At 45.0% G+C, this 24,499-nt stretch carries 33 protein-coding genes and 1 other annotated feature; all 33 genes read right to left on the bottom strand.

Features of this window, described 5'->3' with window-relative positions; all coding sequences use genetic code 11:
* The gene (gene rplO, locus DESME_RS01480) at positions 1–441 is read right to left on the bottom strand and encodes a 50S ribosomal protein L15 (RefSeq protein ID WP_006716355.1); all 441 of its coding nucleotides are present in this window, start codon (positions 439–441) and stop codon (positions 1–3) included.
* Between the two features lie 18 nt (positions 442–459).
* Positions 460–642, bottom strand: coding sequence for a 50S ribosomal protein L30 (gene rpmD, locus DESME_RS01475; protein ID WP_006716354.1), 183 nt, complete (start codon positions 640–642; stop codon positions 460–462).
* 11 nt (positions 643–653) lie between these two features.
* Positions 654–1,154: a 30S ribosomal protein S5 gene (gene rpsE / locus DESME_RS01470; RefSeq protein ID WP_006716353.1), complete on the bottom strand. Its 501-nt coding sequence runs from the start codon at positions 1,152–1,154 to the stop codon at positions 654–656.
* Positions 1,155–1,178: 24 nt separating this feature from the next.
* A complete protein-coding gene (gene rplR / locus DESME_RS01465; RefSeq protein WP_006716352.1) occupies positions 1,179–1,547 on the bottom strand; it encodes a 50S ribosomal protein L18 in 369 nt (122 codons plus the stop codon).
* Between the two features lie 49 nt (positions 1,548–1,596).
* Complete coding sequence (rplF, locus tag DESME_RS01460) at positions 1,597–2,142, bottom strand: 50S ribosomal protein L6 (protein ID WP_006716351.1); 546 nt, start codon at positions 2,140–2,142, stop codon at positions 1,597–1,599.
* A gap of 24 nt (positions 2,143–2,166) precedes the next feature.
* Complete coding sequence (rpsH, locus tag DESME_RS01455; protein WP_006716350.1) at positions 2,167–2,565, bottom strand: 30S ribosomal protein S8; 399 nt, start codon at positions 2,563–2,565, stop codon at positions 2,167–2,169.
* Positions 2,566–2,593: 28 nt separating this feature from the next.
* Positions 2,594–2,779: a type Z 30S ribosomal protein S14 gene (locus DESME_RS01450; protein ID WP_006716349.1), complete on the bottom strand. Its 186-nt coding sequence runs from the start codon at positions 2,777–2,779 to the stop codon at positions 2,594–2,596.
* Positions 2,780–2,797: 18 nt separating this feature from the next.
* Complete coding sequence (rplE, locus tag DESME_RS01445; protein WP_006716348.1) at positions 2,798–3,343, bottom strand: 50S ribosomal protein L5; 546 nt, start codon at positions 3,341–3,343, stop codon at positions 2,798–2,800.
* 20 nt (positions 3,344–3,363) lie between these two features.
* Entirely contained in the window at positions 3,364–3,702 is a 339-nt protein-coding gene (gene rplX / locus DESME_RS01440) for a 50S ribosomal protein L24 (RefSeq protein WP_006716347.1), read from the bottom strand.
* A gap of 29 nt (positions 3,703–3,731) precedes the next feature.
* Positions 3,732–4,100 carry a 50S ribosomal protein L14 gene (rplN, locus tag DESME_RS01435; protein ID WP_006716346.1) on the bottom strand — a complete coding sequence of 123 codons (369 nt, stop codon included), beginning with the start codon at positions 4,098–4,100 and terminating at the stop codon, positions 3,732–3,734.
* 34 nt (positions 4,101–4,134) lie between these two features.
* A complete protein-coding gene (gene rpsQ / locus DESME_RS01430) occupies positions 4,135–4,395 on the bottom strand; it encodes a 30S ribosomal protein S17 (RefSeq protein WP_006716345.1) in 261 nt (86 codons plus the stop codon).
* Between the two features lie 19 nt (positions 4,396–4,414).
* Positions 4,415–4,618, bottom strand: a complete 204-nt coding sequence (rpmC, locus tag DESME_RS01425) for a 50S ribosomal protein L29 (protein ID WP_006716344.1) — start codon at positions 4,616–4,618, stop codon at positions 4,415–4,417.
* Complete coding sequence (gene rplP / locus DESME_RS01420) at positions 4,608–5,045, bottom strand: 50S ribosomal protein L16 (RefSeq protein ID WP_006716343.1); 438 nt, start codon at positions 5,043–5,045, stop codon at positions 4,608–4,610. Before rplP ends, rpmC begins: the two co-directional genes overlap by 11 nt.
* A complete protein-coding gene (rpsC, locus tag DESME_RS01415) occupies positions 5,046–5,705 on the bottom strand; it encodes a 30S ribosomal protein S3 (RefSeq protein WP_006716342.1) in 660 nt (219 codons plus the stop codon).
* Positions 5,706–5,708: 3 nt separating this feature from the next.
* Entirely contained in the window at positions 5,709–6,050 is a 342-nt protein-coding gene (gene rplV / locus DESME_RS01410) for a 50S ribosomal protein L22 (protein ID WP_006716341.1), read from the bottom strand.
* 15 nt (positions 6,051–6,065) lie between these two features.
* Positions 6,066–6,347 carry a 30S ribosomal protein S19 gene (gene rpsS, locus DESME_RS01405; protein WP_006716340.1) on the bottom strand — a complete coding sequence of 94 codons (282 nt, stop codon included), beginning with the start codon at positions 6,345–6,347 and terminating at the stop codon, positions 6,066–6,068.
* 18 nt (positions 6,348–6,365) lie between these two features.
* Positions 6,366–7,193: a 50S ribosomal protein L2 gene (gene rplB, locus DESME_RS01400; protein WP_006716339.1), complete on the bottom strand. Its 828-nt coding sequence runs from the start codon at positions 7,191–7,193 to the stop codon at positions 6,366–6,368.
* A gap of 24 nt (positions 7,194–7,217) precedes the next feature.
* Entirely contained in the window at positions 7,218–7,505 is a 288-nt protein-coding gene (locus tag DESME_RS01395; RefSeq protein WP_006716338.1) for a 50S ribosomal protein L23, read from the bottom strand.
* A complete protein-coding gene (gene rplD / locus DESME_RS01390; protein ID WP_006716337.1) occupies positions 7,505–8,128 on the bottom strand; it encodes a 50S ribosomal protein L4 in 624 nt (207 codons plus the stop codon). Before rplD ends, DESME_RS01395 begins: the two co-directional genes overlap by 1 nt.
* A gap of 24 nt (positions 8,129–8,152) precedes the next feature.
* The gene (gene rplC, locus DESME_RS01385; protein WP_006716336.1) at positions 8,153–8,782 is read right to left on the bottom strand and encodes a 50S ribosomal protein L3; all 630 of its coding nucleotides are present in this window, start codon (positions 8,780–8,782) and stop codon (positions 8,153–8,155) included.
* A gap of 253 nt (positions 8,783–9,035) precedes the next feature.
* The gene (gene rpsJ / locus DESME_RS01380) at positions 9,036–9,344 is read right to left on the bottom strand and encodes a 30S ribosomal protein S10 (protein ID WP_006716335.1); all 309 of its coding nucleotides are present in this window, start codon (positions 9,342–9,344) and stop codon (positions 9,036–9,038) included.
* A 197-nt stretch (positions 9,345–9,541) separates the two neighbouring features.
* Positions 9,542–10,744: an elongation factor Tu gene (tuf, locus tag DESME_RS01375; protein WP_006716334.1), complete on the bottom strand. Its 1,203-nt coding sequence runs from the start codon at positions 10,742–10,744 to the stop codon at positions 9,542–9,544.
* Positions 10,745–10,764: 20 nt separating this feature from the next.
* A complete protein-coding gene (gene fusA, locus DESME_RS01370) occupies positions 10,765–12,849 on the bottom strand; it encodes an elongation factor G (RefSeq protein WP_006716333.1) in 2,085 nt (694 codons plus the stop codon).
* 51 nt (positions 12,850–12,900) lie between these two features.
* A complete protein-coding gene (gene rpsG, locus DESME_RS01365; protein WP_006716332.1) occupies positions 12,901–13,371 on the bottom strand; it encodes a 30S ribosomal protein S7 in 471 nt (156 codons plus the stop codon).
* Positions 13,372–13,424: 53 nt separating this feature from the next.
* Complete coding sequence (gene rpsL, locus DESME_RS01360) at positions 13,425–13,847, bottom strand: 30S ribosomal protein S12 (RefSeq protein ID WP_025248599.1); 423 nt, start codon at positions 13,845–13,847, stop codon at positions 13,425–13,427.
* Between the two features lie 104 nt (positions 13,848–13,951).
* Positions 13,952–14,203 (bottom strand): L7Ae/L30e/S12e/Gadd45 family ribosomal protein, encoded by a 252-nt coding sequence (locus tag DESME_RS01355; protein WP_006716330.1) that lies wholly within the window; start codon positions 14,201–14,203, stop codon positions 13,952–13,954.
* A gap of 101 nt (positions 14,204–14,304) precedes the next feature.
* On the bottom strand, positions 14,305–17,742 hold the full coding sequence (gene rpoC / locus DESME_RS01350) for a DNA-directed RNA polymerase subunit beta' (RefSeq protein WP_006716329.1): 3,438 nt from the start codon (positions 17,740–17,742) through the stop codon (positions 14,305–14,307).
* 25 nt (positions 17,743–17,767) lie between these two features.
* Positions 17,768–21,121: a DNA-directed RNA polymerase subunit beta gene (gene rpoB / locus DESME_RS01345; RefSeq protein WP_006716328.1), complete on the bottom strand. Its 3,354-nt coding sequence runs from the start codon at positions 21,119–21,121 to the stop codon at positions 17,768–17,770.
* Between the two features lie 362 nt (positions 21,122–21,483).
* Positions 21,484–21,858, bottom strand: a complete 375-nt coding sequence (gene rplL, locus DESME_RS01340) for a 50S ribosomal protein L7/L12 (RefSeq protein ID WP_006716327.1) — start codon at positions 21,856–21,858, stop codon at positions 21,484–21,486.
* Between the two features lie 105 nt (positions 21,859–21,963).
* Entirely contained in the window at positions 21,964–22,488 is a 525-nt protein-coding gene (gene rplJ / locus DESME_RS01335) for a 50S ribosomal protein L10 (protein ID WP_006716326.1), read from the bottom strand.
* A 35-nt stretch (positions 22,489–22,523) separates the two neighbouring features.
* Positions 22,524–22,651 (bottom strand) — a sequence feature (ribosomal protein L10 leader region).
* A 59-nt stretch (positions 22,652–22,710) separates the two neighbouring features.
* Positions 22,711–23,403, bottom strand: a complete 693-nt coding sequence (gene rplA, locus DESME_RS01330) for a 50S ribosomal protein L1 (protein WP_006716325.1) — start codon at positions 23,401–23,403, stop codon at positions 22,711–22,713.
* Between the two features lie 51 nt (positions 23,404–23,454).
* Positions 23,455–23,883 carry a 50S ribosomal protein L11 gene (rplK, locus tag DESME_RS01325; protein WP_006716324.1) on the bottom strand — a complete coding sequence of 143 codons (429 nt, stop codon included), beginning with the start codon at positions 23,881–23,883 and terminating at the stop codon, positions 23,455–23,457.
* Positions 23,884–23,918: 35 nt separating this feature from the next.
* Positions 23,919–24,446, bottom strand: coding sequence for a transcription termination/antitermination protein NusG (nusG, locus tag DESME_RS01320; RefSeq protein ID WP_006716323.1), 528 nt, complete (start codon positions 24,444–24,446; stop codon positions 23,919–23,921).
* Positions 24,447–24,499 lie beyond the last annotated feature (53 nt).

Here is a 24,499-nt window from a genome sequence, read left to right as displayed (position 1 = left end):
CTATTCCACCTCAACTTTTCCGCCAGCAGCAACGATCTTCTCTGCCGCGGCTGTACTGACTTTGTCAACCTTAATAGTCAGCGCCTTGGTTATTTCTCCTGTTCCTAAAATCTTTACGCCATCTTTGATTGTTTTAATGAGACCCAGTTCAAAGAGGCTTTCATAATTTACAACCGCGCCATTATCAAACCGCTCCAAATCACGTACATTGAGGACAACATACTCTTTCTTGAAGATGTTGGTAAAACCGCGTTTCGGCATCCGACGGGCCAAGGGGATTTGACCGCCTTCAAATCCAGGACGCACGCCACCACCCGAACGGGCATTTTGACCTTTATGTCCTTTACCGGCTGTTTTTCCAGTTCCAGACCCGATTCCACGGCCCAAACGCTTTGTAGCATGGGTCGCGCCTTTGGCAGGCTTCAGTTCATGCAATTTCATGCTTGTCAACACCCCCTTTTATTCTGAAAGATTTTCCACCGCAACTAAATGTGCGCATTTACGGATCATACCTTGGATACATGGGTTGTTCTCATGAACTTTACTAGAGTTCATTTTACCTAAACCCAAGCTCTTTAGCACTTTATGTTGTGCTTCGGAATATCCGATTGGACTTTTTACAAGTGTTACTTTTACCTTCACTGCCAACCCTCCTAACCCAGAATTTCTTCTACGGTTTTACCGCGGAGTTTAGCAACCTCATCTACTCTTTTCAGAGCTTTAAAGGCAGCCATCGTGGCATTGACCATATTATGTGGATTCGATGATCCTAAAGATTTAGTAAGAATATCGTGTACTCCAGCAGCTTCTAGTACTGAACGAACCGCGCCTCCAGCAATAACTCCAGTACCTTTAGATGCTGGTTTCAGAAGAACTGAGCCAGCGCCAAAGTTTCCCACGATCATGTGCGGGATTGTGGTTCCCGTAAGTGGTACGGAAATCAGGTTTTTCTTCGCATCTTCGATTCCTTTACGAATCGCTTCTGGAACTTCTCCTGCTTTTCCGAGTCCAGCACCAATCATACCATGTCCGTCTCCGACAACGACTAAGGCACTGAAGCTGAATCGGCGTCCCCCTTTGACAACCTTTGCTACGCGGGCAATGTGAACGACTTTCTCGGTCAACTCTAGTTTACTCGCATCAATTTTCGCCAATGATTTTCCCTCCTTTACCCTGTCTTAGAAGTTAAGGCCAGCTTCGCGTGCTGCTTCAGCTACGGCTGCAATCCGTCCATGATAGAGATTTCCTCCGCGGTCGAAAACCACGTCAGTTACTCCTTTTTCTAAAGCTCGTTTAGCAACAAGCTCACCCACTTTGGAAGCTCCTTCGATGTTACCACCAGCAGCTCCAGCGGATTTAAACTCAGGATCAAGAGAGGATGCGGCAGCTAAAGTGACACCGAGCTCGTCATTGATCACTTGAGCATAAATATGATTAAGACTCCGGAATACAGCTAAACGTGGACGTTCAGATGTGCCGAACATGTTTTTACGGACACGCTTATGCTTTTTTAAGCGGATTTGTTTGCGGTCTGTGCTTGTAATCAAGGAAACTCACTCCTTTCAAATGTGCAAGAGATTTTGCCCTTGCTAAGTCTTACTTCTTCTTAGCGCCAGTTTTACCCACTTTACGGCGAATTACTTCACCTTCGTACTTGATTCCTTTACCTTTATAAGGCTCAGGTGGTCGTTCGGAACGGACGACGGCTGCAAAAGCTCCAACAAGTTCCTTGTCCATCCCTTTGATAATAATCTTGTTTTGGGCAGGAACTTCAATTTCTAAACCTTCAAAAGGAACTAACTCGACTGGATGGGATTTACCCACAGACAATGCGAGCTTATTTCCTTGTTTCGATGCACGATATCCAACGCCAACCATCTCAAGGCCTTTGCTGAATCCATTCGTTACCCCTTCAACCATATTAGCGACAAGGGAACGGGTTAAACCATGCAAGGACCGGCTCAGAGGTTCATCATCTGGCCGAGTCACAATAACTTCTTGATTTTCTACTGCAATGTTGATTCGTGGATGCATTTCCTTCGTTAAGGTACCCTTTGGTCCTTTAACGGTGACAACATTGCCCTCTATCTTGACGTCGACGCCATTAGGAATCGTAATGGGCTTTTTGCCAATTCTGGACATTCTCTGCACCTCCGTAATGTATCTTTACCAAATGTAGCAGAGCACTTCTCCGCCAAGCCCATTTTGACGAGCCCGTTTATCAGTCATAATCCCTTGGGAAGTGGAGATAATCGCCACTCCAAGGCCACCTAAGACCTTCGGTACTTCATCTTTCTTTGCATAAACGCGGAGTCCTGGACGACTAATGCGTTTCAGGCCTGTGATCACGCGTTCACGGTTTGGGCCATATTTCAGATACAAGCGAATAAGTCCTTGCTTGTTATCTGCAATGTATTCAAAATCTTTAATGAAACCCTCTTCTTTTAGGATTTCGGCAAGCGCTTTCTTGACATTAGAAGCAGGTACTTCTACCTTATCATGATAAACCATGCCTGCATTACGAATGCGGGTCAAGAAATCTGCAATCGGATCTGACATTGCCACTAGAGTCTTCCCCCTTTCTTACTGCGGTTTACCAGCTAGCCTTTTTGACTCCCGGTAGTTCACCTTTATAGGCTAACTCCCGGAAACAAATCCGGCATATTCCGAACTTACGGATATATGCATGGGGACGGCCGCAGATTGTGCATCGGTTATGGAAGCGAACGGCATATTTCTGTTCGCGCAGGTTACGAACGATCATCGATTTTTTAGCCACGCTCTTGAACCCTCCTTCTTACTTCTCGTGGTGATACGGCATGCCGAGCATACCGAGTAATTCGCGAGCTTCTTCATCAGATTTTGCCGTCGTTACGAAGACAATATCCATTCCCCGAAGTTTGTCAATTTTATCATACTCAATTTCAGGGAAGATGAGTTGCTCTTTAATTCCGAGCGTATAGTTGCCACGTCCATCAAAGGCTTTACTCGATACTCCGCGAAAATCACGGACACGAGGCAATGCCACATTCATTAGACGGTCAACGAACTCATACATACGATCCCCACGTAGGGTCACTTTTGCACCAATCGGCATACCTGCACGAAGTTTAAAAGCTGCAATCGATTTCTTAGCCCGCGTGACAATCGGTTTTTGGCCTGTGATTTTCATCAAATCACCAACCGCCGAATCAATCGCTTTGGAATTTTGAACTGCTTCCCCTAAACCAACATTGATTACAACTTTGTTAAGCTTAGGAGTTTGCATTACGTTTTTATAGCTGAACTTCTGCTGAAGAGCAGGAGCAATTTCTTGAACGTACTTATCTTTCAGACGAGTCACTAAGGTCCCTCCCTTCTGGATTAGTTCTTATCGGGCAGGTTTACTCCGCATTTTTTGCAAACACGAACTTTTCCAGCCTCAGTTACTTTTGTACTGACCCGTGTCACACTATTGCACTCTGAGCAGAACAGCATTACGTTCGAGCTCGCAATAGGTGCTTCTTTTTCCAAAATACCACCTTGCGGCATACTTTGGGTTGGTTTTGTATGGCGTTTTACGATGTTGATCTTTTCAACAACGACACGGCCTTTTTTCGTAAGGACCTCAAGGACTTTTCCCTTTTTACCAGCATCCTTACCTGTGATCACCATGACCAAGTCGCCTTTTTTGACGTGTATATTTTGCTTTACAGCAGCCACTTCGTTCACCTCCATTGCAATGGGGTCAATTAAATTACTTCCGGTGCCAGGGAAATGATCTTCATGAAGTCTTTTTCGCGCAATTCGCGGGCAACCGGTCCAAAAATACGGGTTCCGCGTGGGCTTTTGTCGTCCTTAATGACAACAGCAGCATTTTCACTAAAACGGATATAACTCCCGTCTTTACGTTTGATTTCTTTTGTTGTACGCACTACAACTGCTTTTACAACATCGCCTTTTTTAACAACGCCGCCTGGCGTTGCGCTTTTAACCGAAGCTACAATCACATCTCCGATGGATGCATAACGGCGTAAAGAACCACCAAGCACGCGGATGCACATAAGCTCTTTTGCTCCTGAGTTGTCTCCAACTTTGAGCCTTGTTTGAACCTGGATCATCCTGTTGACCCCCTTCCAAATTCAATATGCAGTCTTAGAGAACAACCGCCTTTTCGGTGATCTCAACGACACGCCAGCGTTTATCTTTGCTAAGCGGACGAGTTTCCATGATAACAACGGTATCGCCAATACGGGCTTCGTTGTTTTCATCATGAGCTTTAAACTTTTCTGTACGACGTACAATTCTATGGTAGAGCGGGTGACTTTCGGTAATTTGAACGGCTACAACAACCGTTTTATCCATTTTATCACTGACGACTTTACCCACTTTAACTTTACGTTGGGCTCTTTCCATATCAGAAAGCCTCCTTTCCTTAAGCACGGTTAATGTTCAGTTCGCGCTCGCGGAGAATGGTCTTGCCTTTAGCAATCCCTTTCCGAACTTCACGAATCCGCATTGGATTGTCAAGTTGTCCTGTCGCTAGTTGGAAACGCAAATTAAACAGTTCCGTCTTCAGGTCATCAATTTGCTTCAGAATCTCTTCCTCGGACATATCACGGAATTCCTTAGTTTTCATTTGCGTCACCTCCCTCTAATTCTTCACGACGCACGATTTTACAGCGGATCGGCAACTTATGCATTGCCAGTCTTAACGCTTCACGCGCAGTTTCTTCAGGAATACCTGCCAATTCAAACATAACACGGCCAGGCTTAACAACGGCTACCCAATATTCTGGGGCACCTTTACCACTACCCATACGTGTTTCAGCCGGTTTAGCGGTAATTGGTTTATCCGGGAAAATCTTAATCCAAACTTGGCCACCCCGTTTAATATAACGGGTCATTGCAATACGGGCAGCTTCAATTTGGCGATTTGTGATCCATGACGGTTCTAAGGCAACTAAGCCAAATTCGCCGAACGTGATTTTATTACCACGTGTAGCAACTCCATGCATCCGTCCACGGTGTTGTTTACGATGTTTTACTCTGCTTGGGACTAGCATTTATTTTCCTCCTTCCACCTGAGCGACCTTCTTGGCGGGAAGAACCTCTCCTTTATAAATCCATACCTTAACTCCGATTTTGCCATAGGTAGTATTAGCCTCAGCAAAACCATAGTCAATATCTGCTCTTATCGTATGAAGGGGTACTTTTCCTTCGTTGTACCACTCTGTACGTGCAATTTCTGCACCACCCAAACGTCCGCTACAAGAAATCTTAATACCTTGAGCGCCTTGACGCATGGTACGTCCAACGGTTTGCTTCATCGCACGACGGAAAGAAATCCGTTTTTCGAGCTGTTGTGCAACATTCTCGGCTACGAGTTGTGCATCAAGCTCCGGTTTCTTCACTTCAACGATGTTCACCGCAACTTGCTTACCAGTCATAAGTTCAAGTTGTTTACGAAGGTTTTCTACTTCCGTACCACCGCGTCCAATGACAATTCCTGGTTTAGCAGCTGAGATTGAAACTTTAACGCGGCTTGCTGCACGCTCGATTTCAACTTTAGGGACACCAGCTTGATGAAGCTTCTTTTTAATGAAATTGCGGATCTTTAAATCTTCATGAAGGAGATCCGAGTAGTTTTTATCTGCATACCAGCGGCCTTCCCAATCACGGATAATCCCGACTCGGAAGCCTTTTGGATTTACTTTTTGACCCACGGTTTAACCCTCCTTCTTCTCGCCGACAACCACGGTGATATGGCTGGTCCGCTTGCGGATTTGGTCAGCCCGTCCCATGGCCCGGGGTTTAATGCGCTTTAAGGTCGGTCCTTGATCAACAAAGATCTCCGTAACAAAAAGTTCGTCAGAATCCATCTCCAAATTGTGTTCTGCATTCGCAACCGCCGACTTGAGAACTTTCGTTACCGGCTCAGTTGCACCTTTCGGTGTGAATTGCAGAATTGCAAGAGCATCATTCACTTGTTTGCCACGAATGAGGTCGACCACTTGGCGCACCTTGCGAGGAGAGATCCGAACATATCTTGCAATCGCTTTAGCTTGCATGTTTTCAACTCCTCCTTAGCGTAAGCCGCTGGATTTTTCACTACCAGCATGGCCTTTATAGGTGCGTGTAGGTGCAAACTCACCGAGTTTGTGTCCTACCATATCTTCACTAACATATACAGGAACATGTTTGCGTCCATCATGAACCGCAATGGTATGTCCGACCATTTGCGGGAAAATTGTTGAGCTTCTGGACCACGTTTTCAGAACACGTTTTTCTCCGGAGGTGTTCATTCCTTCCACCCGAGCGAGTAAACGTTGTTCAACATAAGGCCCTTTTTTTAGAGATCTACTCATTTAATGGCCTCCTTTCGATTACTTACTGCGCCGTTTCACAATGAAGCGGGTAGAAGGATTTTTCTTCTTCCGAGTCTTCGCACCGAGTGCAGGTTTACCCCAAGGAGTAACAGGGTTACGTCCAACAGGATTACGTCCTTCACCACCACCATGCGGATGGTCATTCGGGTTCATAACGGAACCACGAACCGTTGGGCGAATTCCTAACCAACGAGTACGTCCGGCTTTACCGATATGAATGTTCTCGTGATCGAGGTTTCCAACTTGACCAATCGTCGCGCGGCAATCAATGTGTACCATGCGCATTTCACCAGAAGGTAATCTCAAGGTAGCATAGGTGCCTTCCTTAGCCATAAGCTGAGCAGAGCCACCAGCCGACCGAACAAGTTGAGCACCTTTGCCCGGTTTCATTTCAATATTATGAAGTAATGTACCAACAGGGATGTTCTTGATCGGCAATGCATTACCCACTTTAATATCAGCATCCGGTCCAGAAACCACCATTTGGCCCACTTTCAAACCATTTGGAGCGAGGATATAGGCTTTATGCCCGTCCAGATAATGAAGAAGTGCAATATTTGCAGAGCGGTTTGGGTCGTATTCGATAGCTGCGACTTTAGCAGGAACACTATCTTTATTCCGTTTAAAGTCGATCACACGAAACATCTTTTTATGTCCGCCACCCTGATGACGTACACTGAGTTTACCTTGGTTATTTCGACCGCCCTTCCTGCGCATAGGCTCAAGCAAGGAGCGTTCTGGTTCAACTTTTGTAATCTCCTCAAAGGTCGATACGGTCATTTGCCGACGGCCTGGAGTATACGGTCTAAATCCTTTTACTGGCATGGGTTTCCCTCCTTTGCGTCAAACTTACAGACCCGCAAAGCCTTCAATTCGATCTCCAGCTTTGAGCGTAACAATCGCTTTTTTTCGGTCTGACGTCTTGCCGGAATAACGGCCAACACGCTTCATTTTTCCATGAACATTAATGGTCCGTACTTCAGTTACATGGACCTTAAACATCTTTTCTACCGCGGCTTTAACTTCAATCTTATTGGCAGCCGGGTTAACCCAGAAGGAGTATTTGTTTTCCTCGACCATCCCAACCGATTTCTCAGAAATCACAGGACGTACGAGAACTTCACGAGCATCGCGCATTACGCTAACACCTCCTCCGTTTTCGCTACCGCTGCTTTTGTCATCACGATAACATCGTGTTTCAAAAGATCGTATACGTTCATTCCCTCAACTTGAGTGGCTTTAACTCCTTCAATATTGCGAGCAGATAGAACCACGGTGTCATTGAGTTCATCAGTAACAATCAACGCTTTTTTATCAGCATTCAGTGCTTTAAGCACCTTCACCATTTCACGAGTCTTTGCTTCTGTTAGGCTCAAGTCTTCCAAAACGATCAATTTTTGTTCATTAACCTTGGAAGAAAGGGCCGAACGCAAAGCCAGCCGGCGAACTTTTTTAGGAAGCGAAAAACCATAATCACGAGGTTTTGGTCCAAAAAGAACTGCTCCACCTCTGAAAAGCGGTGAACGAATACTTCCTGCACGTGCACGACCCGTTCCTTTTTGGCGCCAAGGTTTCCGTCCGCCTCCGCGAACTTCGCCTCTCAGCAGGGTTGAAGACGTACCACGTCTCTGACTAGCCAGTTGTGCTACAACTGCCGAGTGCAAAACATGAGCATTGGGTTCAATCCCAAATACATATTCATTCAGCTCGATTTCTCCAACAGGAGAACCTTGCATATTAACGACTTGAACTTTTGGCATTGCTTATTCCTCCTTTCTCACAAGTTACTTTGCCTTAACTGAATGTTTCAGAACGAGCAATCCTTTTTTAGCGCCTGGTACAGCGCCTTTGACAAGTATCATATTTTTATCCGCATCGATCCGAACGATTTCTAGGTTTTGAACCGTTACACGTTCTCCACCCATACGTCCTGGCAACTTACGGCCTTTAAATACACGAGCCGGGCCTTTCGCGCCGAGGGAACCGGTACGACGATGATACTTTGAACCATGTTTCATTGGTCCGCGAGATGCGCCATGACGTTTAATCATTCCTTGGAACCCTTTTCCTTTGGAAACACCAACGACATCCACAGCATCGCCTACATTGAAGACATCAGCTTTAATTTCTTGGCCAATTTCGAAAGCATCCACATTATCAACGCGGAACTCGCGAACCCAACGCATGGGTTTCAAATTCGCTTTTTGGAAATGACCTTTTTCCGGCTTATTAGAGAGTTTTTCACGCAATTCATTAAAGCCAACTTGAATTGCATTGTAGCCGTCGGTTGCTACCGTTTTCTTCTGAACCACAAAGCAAGGACCTGCTTCGACCACAGTTACAGGAATCAGTCTGCCATCTTCCGTAAACACCTGGGTCATTCCGACTTTTTTACCCAAAATTCCTTTCGACACGAATGCCACCTCCTGAACACTTTGAAGTGCACCAGAATCATTTCCAGGGCACGAGAGCGTTCGTTTATTTGGTTTTATTTTTTATGGGCGATGCCGGAGGTATTACTCCACGCCTCCGGGCGTTTCGCGCCACAAACATGACAATTATATCATAAACTCTAAAAAAGCGCTACTTTTTTAGAAATCTTTTCAAAAAAATTTTCTAAGATTTCGAGCGCTTAAGAATGCTTATGAATTCAATTGTATTCTAGTTTTAGAGCTTAATTTCAATATCAACGCCTGCAGGCAAGTCTAAACGCATTAAAGCATCTACCGTTTTCGAAGTAGGCTCGAGTATATCGATCAAACGCTTATGAGTACGCATTTCAAACTGCTCACGAGAATCTTTGTTTACGTGCGGGGAACGGAGAATTGTATAAATGTTCTTCTCAGTCGGAAGCGGAATCGGTCCACTCACACGAGCTCCTGTTCTCTTAGCTGTTTCAACAATTTTCTCAGCGGACTGATCCAATGTTTTGTGATCATACGCTTTAAGGCGGATACGAATTTTTTGACTACTCATGATAAAACCTCCTAAAATTTTTCCCGATTACCGGGTATTCGGCGCAGAAATTACCCGGGCCAAGCGGAGTCACTTATTCCGGCAACCTTCGGCGTCATAGTTGAGAACAAAGCCGTTGATTAATTGCGAGCCAGGATGCCGCAGCGTTAATCTGCGGCATCTCTCATAATTTCTCTCTGGCCTGTACTTCTTATAAATTAAGCGATAACTGTAGCAACAACGCCTGATCCAACAGTACGTCCACCTTCGCGGATAGCGAAGCGAAGTCCTTCTTCCATAGCGATTGGGCTGATAATTTCGCAGGTGATCGTTACACGGTCGCCAGGCATTACCATTTCAACGCCTTCAGGAAGAGTGATTACACCAGTTACGTCAGTTGTACGGAAGTAGAATTGAGGACGATAGTTGTTGAAGAAAGGAGTATGACGTCCACCCTCTTCTTTGCTGAGGATATAAACCTCACCGGAAAATTTCGTATGAGGTTTAATTGATCCGGTTTTCGCCAAAACTTGTCCGCGCTCGATTTCTTTACGGTCAATACCACGGAGAAGAGCTCCAATGTTATCGCCAGCAACGGCTTGATCGAGGAGTTTACGGAACATTTCAACACCGGTAACAACAGTCTTCTTCGGAGCTTCTGACAAGCCTACGATTTCAATTTCATCGCCGACTTTAACCATACCACGTTCTACACGACCAGTAGCAACTGTACCACGACCAGTGATCGTGAATACGTCCTCGACAGGCATAAGGAACGGTTTATCAGTAGCACGTTCTGGAGTCGGGATGTAGGAATCTACTGCATCCATTAAGTTCCAGATCTTACCGCACCATTCGCAGTCACGAGATCCACAACCACATTGGAGTGCTTTAAGGCCAGAACCAGGAACGATCGGAATATCGTCGCCAGGGAATTCATACTCATTTAAGAGTTCGCGAATTTCCATTTCAACGAGTTCCATAAGTTCTGGATCATCAACCATGTCAGCTTTGTTAAGCCATACAACGATGTACTTAACGCCAACTTGACGAGCAAGAAGGATATGCTCACGGGTTTGTGGCATTGGGCCATCAGCAGCAGATACTACGAGGATAGCGCCGTCCATTTGAGCAGCACCGGTGATCATGTTCTTAACATAGTCAGCGTGTCCTGGGCAGTCTACGTGTGCATAGTGACGATTACCTGTTTCATACTCAACGTGTGCAGTGGAAATTGTGATTCCACGTTCACGTTCTTCTGGAGCTTTGTCGATTTGATCAAATGCTGTTGCAATTGCACCACCGGATTTAGAGAGAACAGTGGTGATAGCAGCAGTAGTTGTAGTTTTACCATGGTCAACGTGACCAATGGTTCCTACATTAACGTGAGGTTTAGTACGTTCGTACTTTTGCTTTGCCATTAGAATTTCACTCCTTAAAATTATTCTTTAGACCCAGTTCGCTTTGCGACAATGCCTTCAGCGATATTTTTGGGTACTTCATCAAAGTGATCCATCTGCATGGAGTAAGTTCCACGTCCTTGAGTCCGAGAACGAAGGTCTGTTGAATAGCCAAACATTTCGCTCAGTGGCACAAATCCATGGATAACTTCAGCTCCAGAGCGGGCTTCCATTCCTTCAATCCGTCCACGACGAGAGTTGATATCTCCGATAACATCACCCATATACGATTCAGGAACCGTGACTTCGACTTTCATGACGGGTTCGAGAATCACAGGATTGGCTTTCAGCGCTCCTGCTTTGAATGCCATTGAACCTGCAATTTTGAAGGCCATTTCAGAAGAGTCAACATCATGATAAGATCCATCATAAACAGTGGCACGCATATCGACTACCGGATATCCTGCAAGGATACCATTCTGCATAGCTTCTTCGATACCCTGTCCAATTGGGTTAATATATTCTTTCGGGATCACACCGCCGACGACCTTATTGACGAATTCAAAACCGCTACCGGGTTCAAGAGGTTCGAGTTCAACCCAACAGTGTCCATATTGACCACGGCCACCAGATTGACGAACGAACTTACCTTCAGACTTAACTGAACGGCGAATCGTTTCTCGATAAGCAACCTGAGGACGACCCACATTGCATTCTACTTTGAACTCGCGTTGCATCCGGTCAACAATAATCTCTAAGTGTAACTCACCCATACCTGAAATAATGGTTTGTCCAGTCTCTTGATCGGTATGCATTTTGAAGGTTGGATCTTCTTCTGCTAAACGAGCAAGAGCGATTCCCATTTTTTCTTGGTCAGCTTTTGTTTTGGGTTCAACAGCAACATCAATTACCGGCTCAGGGAAAACCATGGACTCTAAAACAATAGGGAACTTTTCATCACAGAGGGAATCCCCTGTTGACGTGTCTTTGAGTCCAACAGCAGCAGCGATATCTCCAGAGTAAACTTCTGAAATTTCTTCACGATGGTTGGCGTGCATTAAGAGAATCCGGCCAATCCGTTCGCGTTTACCTTTGTTGGAATTGTAGACATAAGAACCTGAGGATAAAACTCCCGAGTATACCCGGAAAAATGCCAATTTGCCCACAAATGGGTCAGCCATAATCTTAAAGGCCAAGGCGGAGAAAGGCGCTGAATCATCAGCTTCACGATGATCTTCTTCGCCAGTCTCTGGATGTACACCTTTAATAGCAGGTACATCAAGCGGGGAAGGCATATAATCGACAACCGCGTCTAAAAGCGGTTGTACCCCTTTGTTCTTGAACGAAGATCCGCAGAGCACGGGAACAAATTTATTAGCAATCGTTCCTTTACGAAGTCCTGCACGGATTTCTTGCTCTGTTAATTCTTCACCTTCTAGATATTTCATCATGAGTTCTTCGCTCGTATCTGCTACAGCTTCAACGAGTTTCTCACGATACTCATTGGCTATCTCGACTAAGTCTCCGGGGATACCGGTGTGTTCGCTAGTCGTACCCAAATCGTCAGTATACACTAACGCTTCCATCGTCACCAAATCCACGAGACCCTTAAAGTCTTCTTCTGAGCCAATTGGGATTTGAATCGGAACTGGGTGCGCACCTAACCGATCAGCAATCATAGATACTGCCCGGAAATAATCGGCACCCATGCGGTCCATTTTATTGATATAGGCAATACGGGGTACCCCATATTTATCTGCCTGCCGCCATACTGTTTCAGATTGAGGCTCTACACCGGAGACAGAATCAAACACTGCCACAGTGCCATCGAGTACACGCAAAGAACGTTCAACTTCAACTGTGAAGTCCACGTGCCCTGGTGTATCAATGATGTTAACTCGGTGATCTTTCCAATGAGCGGTTGTTGCAGCAGAAGTAATCGTGATTCCACGTTCTTGCTCCTGAACCATCCAGTCCATTGTTGCAGCCCCGTCATGAACTTCCCCGATTTTATGAACACGTCCGGTATAGAAAAGAATACGCTCGGTCGTGGTTGTCTTACCAGCATCAATATGGGCCATAATGCCGATATTCCGGGTTTTCTCTAATGAAAATTGCCTTGCCACTGATAATCCCCCTTTCTACGATAGTCATTTCCGAAGGTAATATAAACTATCCTACCAACGGAAATGCGCAAATGCTTTATTAGCTTCTGCCATTTTATGCATATCTTCTTTTTTCTTGATGGAACCACCCGTATTGTTAGCAGCATCCATTAGTTCGCCTGCAATCTTCTCATCCATCGTCTTTTCACTCCGTTTGCGAGCGTTTCCCACAAGCCAGCGCAACCCTAAGGTTTGACGACGTTCAGGGCGAACTTCAATGGGCACTTGGTAGTTAGCGCCCCCAACACGGCGAGCTTTAACTTCAAGTACAGGCATTACATTTTTAAGAGCCGTTTCAAAGACTTCCATTGGATCTTTACCTGTCTTCTCACGGATTTGTTCAAATGCGTTATAGCAAATCGATTCTGCAGTTCCCTTTTTACCGTCCAACATGATTTGGTTAATAAACTTCGTCAAAGTCCGGTCTTTATAAATAGGATCCGGCAAAACCTCACGTTTCGCGATATATCCCTTACGTGGCAAATCATTTCCCCCCTTTGCTTTTTCGTAATTACACCTATTCAATCATTAAATGATTACTTCGCTTTTTTCGGGCGTTTTGCGCCATATTTAGAACGAGCTTGCATACGTTTTTGTACGCCGGAGGTATCTAAAGCTCCCCGAACGATATGGTAACGAACACCAGGCAAGTCCTTAACACGGCCTCCACGTACAAGTACGACGGAGTGCTCTTGTAAATTATGGCCAATTCCTGGAATATATGAGGTAACCTCAATTCCATTAGTCAAACGTACACGAGCTACCTTACGAAGAGCTGAGTTAGGTTTTTTAGGTGTGGTTGTATAAACCCGAGTACATACTCCACGTTTTTGTGGTGATCCACCTGAAGGATACTGCTTACGTTTTAAAGAGTTCATGCCCCATTGTAATGCAGGAGCTGTTGATTTCTTTGTCAACTTTGAGCGTCCCTGACGAATTAGCTGGTTAATTGTCGGCATATCTAAACCTCCTTCCTCTACAAAGAGAATATCAAAGGAATTGCTTGTCTCAGCATCAGTCAAGCAATTCCTAAAAATAACAATAGAATTACCTAGGACCCGTGCTACTCAGCAGTCAAAGCAGCTACAGCTGCTCCTACTTCAATGCCGCATGCCTTTCCAAGATCAATCATCGTTGGAATTTCGACCATTTCAATCCCAAGGGTCTTACAGGATTCAATAATTGGACGAAGGACATGCTGCTCAGCATCTTTTGCAATGAACACCTCTCGCACAATTCCTTTTTCCAAGGCGCGTTGGGTTTGCTTCACTCCAACTGTCTTGTGCCTTGAATTTTTTAAGGTTTCATCAAGCATAATAATGCTTTCCTCCTCAAATTTAATGGTCTATCACTCAATATTATACCATTAAATCACACTATAGTATTCTAGCACCCGTGATTTCTAGTGTCAAGATTTCAAACTTCTTCCGAATCGATAATTTTGACATTGCGATAACGTGACATTCCTGTTCCAGCAGGAATCAACTTACCAATGATCACGTTCTCCTTCAATCCTAACAATGGATCAACTTTTCCTTTGATCGCAGCATCGGTTAAGACACGTGTCGTTTCCTGGAAGGAAGCTGCGGAAAGGAAGGAATCTGTAGCGAGTGAAGCTTTCGTGATTCCAAGAAGAACAGGACGGGCAACTGCAGGCTCACCACCTGAGGCTATAGCCTTCGCATTCTCTTCCTCAAATTCAAAGACATCAATCAAGGCACCTGGCAAGAGATTGGTATCTCCAGCTTCCTCGATCTTCACCTTGCGAAGCATCTGGCGAACCATGACTTCAATGTGTTTATCATTGATATCAACACCTTGAAGGCGATAAACCCGTTGTACTTCACCGACGAGATAGACCTGGACTCCGCGTATCCCTTTGACCTTTAACATGTCATGGGGGTTAACGCTTCCTTCAGTAAGCTCGTCTCCCGCTTCAACCCGAACACCATCTCTAACTTTCAGGCGAGAGCCATATGGAATTGTATAGTTGACATGCTCATCACTCTCAGTCACGATTTCGACTTCACGACGTCCCTTAACTTCTCGCACGGTAACTGTTCCATCGACTTCTGAAATGATCGCTTGACCCTTTGGTTTACGGGCTTCAAATAGCTCCTCGACCCGTGGTAAACCTTGCGTGATATCGTCTCCAGCAACACCACCTGTGTGGAATGTCCGCATGGTAAGCTGAGTTCCAGGCTCACCAATTGACTGTGCTGCAATAATACCGACTGCTTCACCCATTTCAACAGGGCGACCCGTCGCGAGGTTCCGTCCATAGCACCTCTTGCAGACACCGTGGCGACTCTTACAGGTTAGCACCGAACGGATTTTGAGTTGATCGTAGACTCCAGCAATTGCCTTTGCCTGCTCTTCAGTGATTTCATTTTCCGTTGTTGCTAAAATTTCACCGGTCTTTGGATCTTTAACATCCTCGAGGACAAAGCGCCCTACAAGACGTTCCTCAAGTTTTTCAATGACTTCTGGGCCATCTTTGATATCTTCCACAAGAATTCCTTGGGTCGTACCGCAGTCGTCCTCACGGACAATAACATCCTGGGAGACATCAACCAATCGACGAGTGAGGTATCCAGAGTCTGCGGTCCGCAGAGCTGTATCAGCCAAACCTTTCCGAGCACCATGGGAGGAAATGAAGTACTCTAAAACGGTAAGTCCTTCACGGAAATTCGCCTTAATAGGCAACTCAATCGTTCGTCCTGACGGATCAGCCATGAGTCCACGCATACCGGCCAACTGACGTAACTGTTGAATATTACCACGTGCCCCAGAGGTTGCCATCATGTAAATTGGATTGAAATGATCGAGCGTATTCATCAGCGCTTGTGTAACATCGTCAGTAGCTTTGGTCCAGATCTCAATGACCTTACCATAGCGCTCTTCATCGGTGATGAGACCACGACGGTATTGTTGTTCCGTTTTCGCAACTCGATCATCGGCCGCAGCTAAAAGCTCTCTCTTCTCTTTTGGAACGGTAATGTCAGCCAAACCTACTGTCATACCGGCCTTTGTCGAGTATTTAAAACCTAAACTCTTAATTCCATCGAGTAGATCAGCCGTAGCCTGATACCCACATAAGCGGTAGGACTTCGCTACAATATTGTTCAGTTGTTTTTTGCCCTGGACTTCATTGATATAACCTACTTCTGGTGGAATCACAGAGTTAAAAATCAAACGGCCAACCGTCGTCTCCAGAAGCGTTCCATCTTCTTGCCGGACCTTAATCTCGGCTTGAAGGTTAAGTTCCTTCGCGTCATAGGCCAATACAGCCTCATCCATGTCTTTGAAGATCTTTCCTTCCCCTTGGGCACCCGGGCGATCCATAGTTAGGTAATATGAACCAAGGACCATATCCTGAGTTGGGGAGGCAACAGGACGACCATCTTTGGGGTTCAAAATATTATGCGAAGATAACATCAGAATTCGAGCTTCTGCTTGCGCCTCTGATGAAAGAGGCACATGGACTGCCATTTGGTCTCCATCAAAGTCAGCGTTATAAGCTGTACATACCAAAGGATGAATTTGCAAGGCACGTCCTTCAACAAGGATAGGCTCGAAAGCTTGAATCCCAAGGCGGTGCAATGTTGGTGCACGGTTCAAAAGAACAGGGTGTTCTGTAATTACTTCTTCGAGAACGTCCCAAACTTCTGGGCGAACGCGTTCAACCATGCGTTTAGCACTTTTAATATTATGAGCATACCCTTCATTAACAAGTTTTTTCATGACAAAGGGTTTAAAAAGTTCGATTGCCATTTCTTTAGGCAGACCGCACTGATGCATTCTAAGATTTGGTCCAACTACGATTACGGAACGTCCGGAGTAATCAACCCGTTTTCCGAGCAAGTTTTGACGGAAACGGCCTTGCTTACCTTTAAGCATGTCACTCAAAGATTTCAACGGACGGTTACCCGGTCCGGTTACAGGACGTCCACGACGACCATTATCAATCAAAGCATCAACGGCTTCTTGGAGCATCCGCTTTTCGTTGCGAACAATGATATCAGGTGCACCTAAATCTAAGAGACGCTTCAACCGATTATTCCGGTTAATAACACGACGATAGAGGTCGTTTAAGTCAGAAGTCGCAAAACGTCCACCGTCAAGCTGAACCATAGGACGGAGTTCTGGTGGAATAACCGGGACAACATCCATAATCATCCACTCAGGACGGTTTCCCGAAATCTTGAGGGCTTCAACCACTTCTAAACGCCGAATAGCCCGGATTTTACGTTGTCCAGAAACCTCTTTCAGCTCAGTGCGTAACTCGTCATAAAGTTTATCTAAGTCCATTTCTTCAAGAAGAACTTTAATGGCTTCAGCACCCATTGCTGCTTGGAAACGATTACCGTACTTATCTCGATATTCTCGGTATTCCGTTTCAGTGAGAAGTTGTTTCTTGATCAATGAAGTATCCCCCGCATCGGTTACGATGTAGGATACGAAATAAAGGACCTTTTCCAAGGAACGGGGCGACATGTCGAGAAGAAGTCCCATTCGGCTTGGAATTCCTTTGAAATACCAAATATGAGATACCGGAGCAGCTAACTCAATATGTCCCATCCGCTCGCGGCGTACCTTCGAACGTGTAACTTCAACACCGCAACGGTCACAAACGATTCCCTTATACCGCACCCGCTTATATTTACCACAGTGGCATTCCCAGTCACGTGTTGGTCCAAAGATCTTTTCGCAAAAAAGGCCTTCTCGTTCTGGTTTTAAAGTACGATAGTTAATGGTTTCTGGCTTCTTTACTTCTCCATGCGACCAGGCACGGATCATTTCCGGAGAAGCCAGGCCAATACGCATCCGATCAATGTTATTGGAGTCTAACAAGGTCCTCTCTCCTTTCGCCTGGGAATTACTCGAAATCGTCGAAGCTTCCTTCGTCTTCTTCTGAGATTACTTCTACAGTTTCCTCTTCGAAGCCTTCTTCTCCTTCGTCCTCTTCGGTCGTTTCCACGAGTTCAGGAGTCGTTGGCATTTCCTCTACGAGATCCATCCCCAATTCCTTTGCTTGTTCAGTCACATCTTCGTCGATCTCGCGAATCTCAACTTCCTGATCATCCTCGGTAAGCACCCGAATATCAAGGGCTAAGCTCTGGAGTTCCTTAATGAGAACTTTGAAGGACTCAGGGACACCCGGCTCAGGGATATTTTCACCTTTAACAATCGCTTCATAAGTCTTGACACGACCCACGACATCATCGGACTTAACGGTAAGTATCTCTTGTAAAGTATAAGCAGCTCCATAAGCCTCAAGTGCCCATACTTCCATTTCTCCAAAACGTTGTCCGCCGAACTGCGCTTTACCACCGAGAGGCTGTTGTGTAACAAGAGAGTATGGTCCTGTAGAACGAGCATGAATTTTATCATCAACCAAATGGTGGAGTTTCAAGAAGTACATAATTCCCACGGTGATTTGGTTGTCAAAAGGCTCACCCGTACGTCCATCATAAAGAACTGTTTTTCCGTTTTCAGGAAGTCCTGCTTTTTTCAAGGTTTCGAAAACATCTTCTTCTCGAGCTCCATCAAATACAGGAGTTGCAACCTTTACCCCGAGAGTCTTTGCAGCCCAGCCAAGGTGGGTCTCCAGAACCTGACCAATATTCATCCGGGACGGAACACCCAGCGGATTCAAAACGATCTCAACAGGGGTGCCATCAGGTAAGAAAGGCATATCTTCCTCACGCATAATTCTCGAAATAACCCCTTTGTTACCATGGCGTCCAGCCATTTTATCACCCACGGAAATTTTCCGTTTTTGAGCGATATAAACCCGAACAAGTTCATTAACACCTGGAGCGAGCTCATCTCCATTTTCTCTCGTAAATACTTTGACATCGACAATTTTACCGGCTTCTCCATGAGGTACGCGGAGCGAGGTATCTCTAACTTCACGAGCTTTTTCTCCGAAAATCGCGCGGAGGAGTCGTTCCTCTGCCGTCAGCTCTGTTTCTCCTTTTGGAGTAACTTTACCCACTAGAATATCGCCCGGACGAACTTCGGCTCCGATTCGGATAATTCCTCGCTCATCTAAGTCTTTCAAGACATCTTCTCCAACATTCGGAATGTCTCTTGTAATTTCCTCAGGTCCAAGCTTCGTATCACGAGCATCAGATTCATATTCTTCAATGTGGATTGAAGTATAGTAATCTTCACGCACGAGTTTTTCACTAATGAGAACAGCATCCTCGTAGTTGTAACCTTCCCAGGTCATAAAGGCGATCAATACATTCCTACCTAGAGCTAACTCTCCATGATCAGTAGATGGGCCATCCGCAATGATTTGTTCAGCCTCAACCACTTCTCCTTTTTCTACGATTGGGCGTTGGTTGATACACGTCCCTTGATTAGAACGGAGGTACTTAAGGAGCTTATGTTTTTCAAGTGTTCCATCATCGTGCCGAATGATGATTTCATCAGCTGTCGAGCGTTCAACGACTCCTGCTTTTTCTGCCAATACACAAACACCAGAATCTTTAGCTGACTTATATTCCATCCCTGTCCCTACATAAGGAGAATCAGTACGAAGGAGAGGTACGGCTTGACGTTGCATGTTAGCACCCATCAAAGCCCGGTTCGCATCGTCATGCTCTAAGAAAGGAATCAAAGCGGTTGCGATGGAAACCATCTGCTTCGGAGATACGTCCATATAGTCAACTCGGCTTGGTGGAACAAGAACAAAGTCCGGGCCATGCCTTGCATCGATTTTATCTTCGAGAAAACGTCCTTCATCATCAATAGGAGAATTGGCCTGAGCAACAACGAATCTCTCTTCTTCATCTGCAGTCAGGTAATCAATTTGCTCAGTGACTTGACTTTCAACGACTCTACGGTAAGGAGCCTCAATGAAACCATAAGGATTAATTCGGCCATACGTGCTTAAGGATCCAATCAACCCAATGTTCGGTCCTTCAGGTGTCTCAATAGGGCACATCCGACCATAGTGCGAAGAGTGAACGTCACGGACTTCGAAGCCCGCACGTTCCCGGCTTAATCCGCCAGGTCCCAAAGCACTCAGCCGACGTTTATGCGTCAACTCAGCCAAAGGATTCGTTTGATCCATGAACTGGGACAACTGACTACTTCCAAAGAACTCTTTAATTGCTGCCACAACAGGCCGAATATTAATGAGAACTTGTGGTGTAATCACGTCAACATCTTGGATTGTCATCCGTTCACGTACGACTCTCTCCATTCGAGAAAGACCGATTCGAAACTGATTCTGTAGCAACTCACCTACTGAACGCAGACGGCGATTTCCAAGATGGTCAATATCATCTTTATGACCTTCCCCGTTCATCAGAGCAAGCATTTGACGCAAGGAAGCAATGATGTCCTCACGGGTTAAATGATGCACTTCGGGCGGAATGTCCAGCTTTAATTTCTTATTCAATTTATACCGTCCGACTTTAGCTAAGTCATAACGTTTAGCATCAAAGAATAAAGCTTCTAGTAGAGAGCGTGCACTATCCACCGTCGGCGGTTCACCTGGTCGTAAACGTTTGTATATTTCGACCAGAGCTTCTTCCGCAGACTCAGAATTATCTCTTTCTAAAGTCAAGCGGACATGTTCATTGTCCTCGAAAAGTTCGAGGATTTGTCCGTTCGTAGCATACCCCAGAGCACGAATGAGAACAGTTGCCGGAAGCTTTCTTGTACGGTCCACACGGACGAACAAATTATCGTTTAAATCCGACTCGAATTCAAGCCATGCACCCCGATTAGGAATGACAGTTGCGCCATAGAGTTTTTTCCCACTTGGATCGATACTTTCATTATAATAGACGCCAGGAGATCGAACGAGCTGGCTAACAATGACCCGTTCAGCCCCATTGATGATAAACGTGCCTTTGGCTGTCATGAGCGGAAAATCCCCCATGAAGACTTCTTGTTCTTTGACCTCACCTGTTTCTTTATTAATGAGGCGAACCTTTACCCGTAAAGGCGCTGCAAAGGTCACGTCACGTTCCTTGCACTCTTCCACGTCATATTTGGGCTCACCCAGGCTGTAGTCAATAAATTCTAAGACTAGATTCCCGGTGAAATCTTGAATTGGAGAAATGTCATGGAACATTTCGCGAAGTCCTTCATCAAGAAACCAATGATAGGAGTTCTGCTGGATTTCAATTAGATTTGGCATGTCGAGAACTTCCCGGATTCTGGAATAACTCCAGCGCTCCCGCGTCCCAACCTTAACAGGATAGAACATTTACGCTTCACCCCTCAAGTGTGATGTCCTCGCACGAGGAAATAATATTTAGACATAAACAACCAAAAGCAAGGCCTTCTTTTCAAAACCTCGCTTCGCTATTTATGGAGATCCCTCTCGAGTCATACGATTGATCAAATGATAATCTCCCCATTACGCACTTCGAAGTGTGCTATTTCGCTAAAGGAATATAGTGGATAATATACGCATTTTATGTAACGTAACAATTATTAAGGATAACAAGCAAAATTGGATTTGTCAAGAAAAAACGAAAGATATTCAACTTTTTTTGTAAAAAAAATGCTTACCCATTTCTGAGTAAGCACCTTTTCTGTTAGCATGAGTTAAGTTTACTAAGAAACTTATTTTACTTCTACTGTAGCACCAGCTTCGACAAGTTTAGCTTTAATAGCTTCAGCATCTTCTTTGCCAACTTTTTCTTTGATTGCTTTTGGAGCATTATCAACAAGTTCTTTCGCTTCTTTAAGTCCAAGGCCGGTAACTTCGCGAACAACTTTGATAACATTGATTTTAGATCCACCAGCACTTGCAAGAATAACATCAAATTCGGTTTGTTCAGCAACATCTGCAGGAGCAGCAGCGCCAGGAGCAGCAGCAACTGCTACAGGAGCAGCAGCACTAACACCAAATTCTTCTTCGAAAGCTTTTACAAGCTCAGCGAGTTCGAGAACAGTTAAACCTTTTACGGCTTCGAGAATTTCAGCAGTTTTAGACATGTTAAAATTTCCTCCTTAAAATCCTTTAAAATTTAATAATATTTCTTAAAAAAGGGTCTCTTTACAATCCCCTTAAAGTTCGAACAATAAATTATCGAACTTTGATTAAGCTTGAGCTTCTTTAAGTTTACGCACTTCTTCTAAGGCATAACCCATCTTGCGGATAGGTCCCTGAAGAACATTGACCATTCCAACCAATGGAGCTTGCATTCCGCGTACGACTTGCGTAAGGAGTACTTCGCGCGAAGGTAGTTCAGCCAGAGCTTTCACACCGTTCGAATCAACGACTTTCCCCTCAACGACACCGCCTTTAATTGCAAAGGTTTTTACACCTTTAGCAAAATCGGATAAAACTTTTGCCGGTGCTACCGGATCAGCACTAAAAGCAACAGCGGTTGGTCCTTCAAGGTAAGAATCCAATCCCTCAATACCGACCTCATGTGCAGCACGACTAACCAATGTATTTTTCAATACACGGTATTCAACGCCCGCTTGACGTAATTGAGCACGAAGTTGGGTTGCTTGAGCAACTGTTATTCCACGATAGTCAGCAATGACTACCCCTGAAGCTCCTTGGAACTTTTCTTTAATTTCCGTAACGACTTGTGCTTTTCCCTCGTAATTTGGCACTATAGCCCACCTCCTTCCACAGATTTCACTCACCCATAAAGAAATAAAAACCTCCGCGTATGCAGAGGTTAAGAATGCCCAGTATTAGGGATCAATTCTCCAACCTCGGCAGGCTATTAAGCTTTTCAGCCCCTGCTGTCTACAGCGGATTGCTATTTAATTCTTGCTGAGTATATCTTATCTGTGTAATCCTGTCAAGAAACAATTTCTCTAATTATTATATTAGAGTGCTTTAGCCGGGTTAATCCGTACGCCAGGTCCCATCGTAGAAGAAACCGTCGCACTACGAACATATTGTCCCTTAGCCGCTGCAGGTTTTGCTTTAGCCAGAACTTCTGCCAGAGTTTTATAGTTCTCTGTAAGCTGTTCTTCTGTGAAGGATACTTTACCAATCGGTGCATGAATAGTTCCGGCTTTATCAGCACGGTACTCGATCTTACCTGCTTTGATTTCTTTGATCGCCTTCGTTACATCAAGCGTAACGGTTCCGGTCTTTGGATTTGGCATAAGTCCTTTAGGACCGAGCACCCGACCCAATTTACCAACCAACCCCATCATATCAGGAGTAGCTACAACGACTTCGAAACCAAACCAACCTTGCTCGATTTTAGCAATCATGTCTTCAGCACCCACAAAATCCGCGCCTGCTGCTTCAGCTTCTTTTGCTTTTTCGCCTTTAGCAAACACAAGAACAGACCGGGTTTTACCTGTACCATTCGGTAGAACTACAGCCCCCCGAATTTGTTGATCGGCATGACGTGTATCAATACCCAGCTTAAAAGCAACATCTACTGTCTCATCAAATTTTGCTTTCGCAATCTTTTTAACAGTAGCTAAAGCCTCTGCAGGCTCGTAAAAGGAATTACGATCAAACGCTTTCACTGCATCTTGATAGTTCTTTCCAACTTTAGACATTCTTTAACCTCCTTGTGGTCGATTCGGGTTTACACCCTCCCACGCATCGAATTAAGCTTCGATGATTTCAATTCCCATGCTCCGTGCTGTGCCTTCGATCATGCGCATTGCAGATTCGACACTTGCGGCGTTTAGGTCTTTCATCTTCAGTTCAGCGATTTCACGAACTTTGGTTTTATCAACTTTAGCCACCTTCTTGCGATTAGGCTCAGCCGAACCAGAATTGATATTCGCTGCTTTTTTCAGTAATACTGAAGCTGGCGGGGTTTTAGTAATAAAGGTAAAGGAGCGATCCTCATAAACAGTAATCTCAACCGGAATAATAAGTCCCGCTTGATCCTTTGTACGCTCATTGTACTCTTTGCAAAAGGCCATAATATTGACCCCATGCTGTCCAAGAGCAGGACCAACCGGAGGTGCCGGTGTTGCTTTACCCGCTGTAATCGCTAATTTTACCAAACCAACAACTTTTTTTGCCATGCTTTACACCTCCTTAATAGGGTAATTCTATCTGCTTAGTCGATTTTTTCGACTTGGGCAAAATCAAGTTCAACAGGTGTCTCCCGACCAAACATGGAGACAGCAACTCGCAATTTACCTTTGTCCTCCAAGATCTCTCGGACAACGCCAACAAAATCTTTAAAGGGTCCGGATGCAACGCGAACGCTTTGATTAATGGAATAATCAATATGGGTTCGTACTTCTTCAACGCCCATTTGGCGCAAAATACTTACGACTTCATGCTCTAAAAGCGGGATTGGTTTTGCACCTGTCCCAACAAAGCCGGTTACCCCAGGAGTATTCCTAACAACATACCAGGAATCATCGGTCATTTCCATCTCGACCAGAACGTATCCTGGGAATACCTTACGCTTGGCAATTTTCTTCTTCCCATTTTTGATTTCAATCTCATCTTCCATGGGAACAAGAACGCGAAATATTTTGTCCTCCATATTCATGGATTCCACGCGCTTTTCAAGATTCGTCTTCACCTTATTCTCATAACCGGAATAGGTGTGAATGACATACCAATTTTTCGCCATAATTCAAAAGGGAACCTCTAATACCGGTCCCAAACCTCCTTGCCAAGTCTAAG

The organism is Desulfitobacterium metallireducens DSM 15288 (assembly GCF_000231405.2).
Classification (GTDB): Bacteria; Bacillota; Desulfitobacteriia; order Desulfitobacteriales; family Desulfitobacteriaceae; genus Desulfitobacterium_A; species Desulfitobacterium_A metallireducens.
Note: the sequence above shows the minus strand (reverse complement) of the source record. Positions and strands in the feature narration are given on the sequence as shown.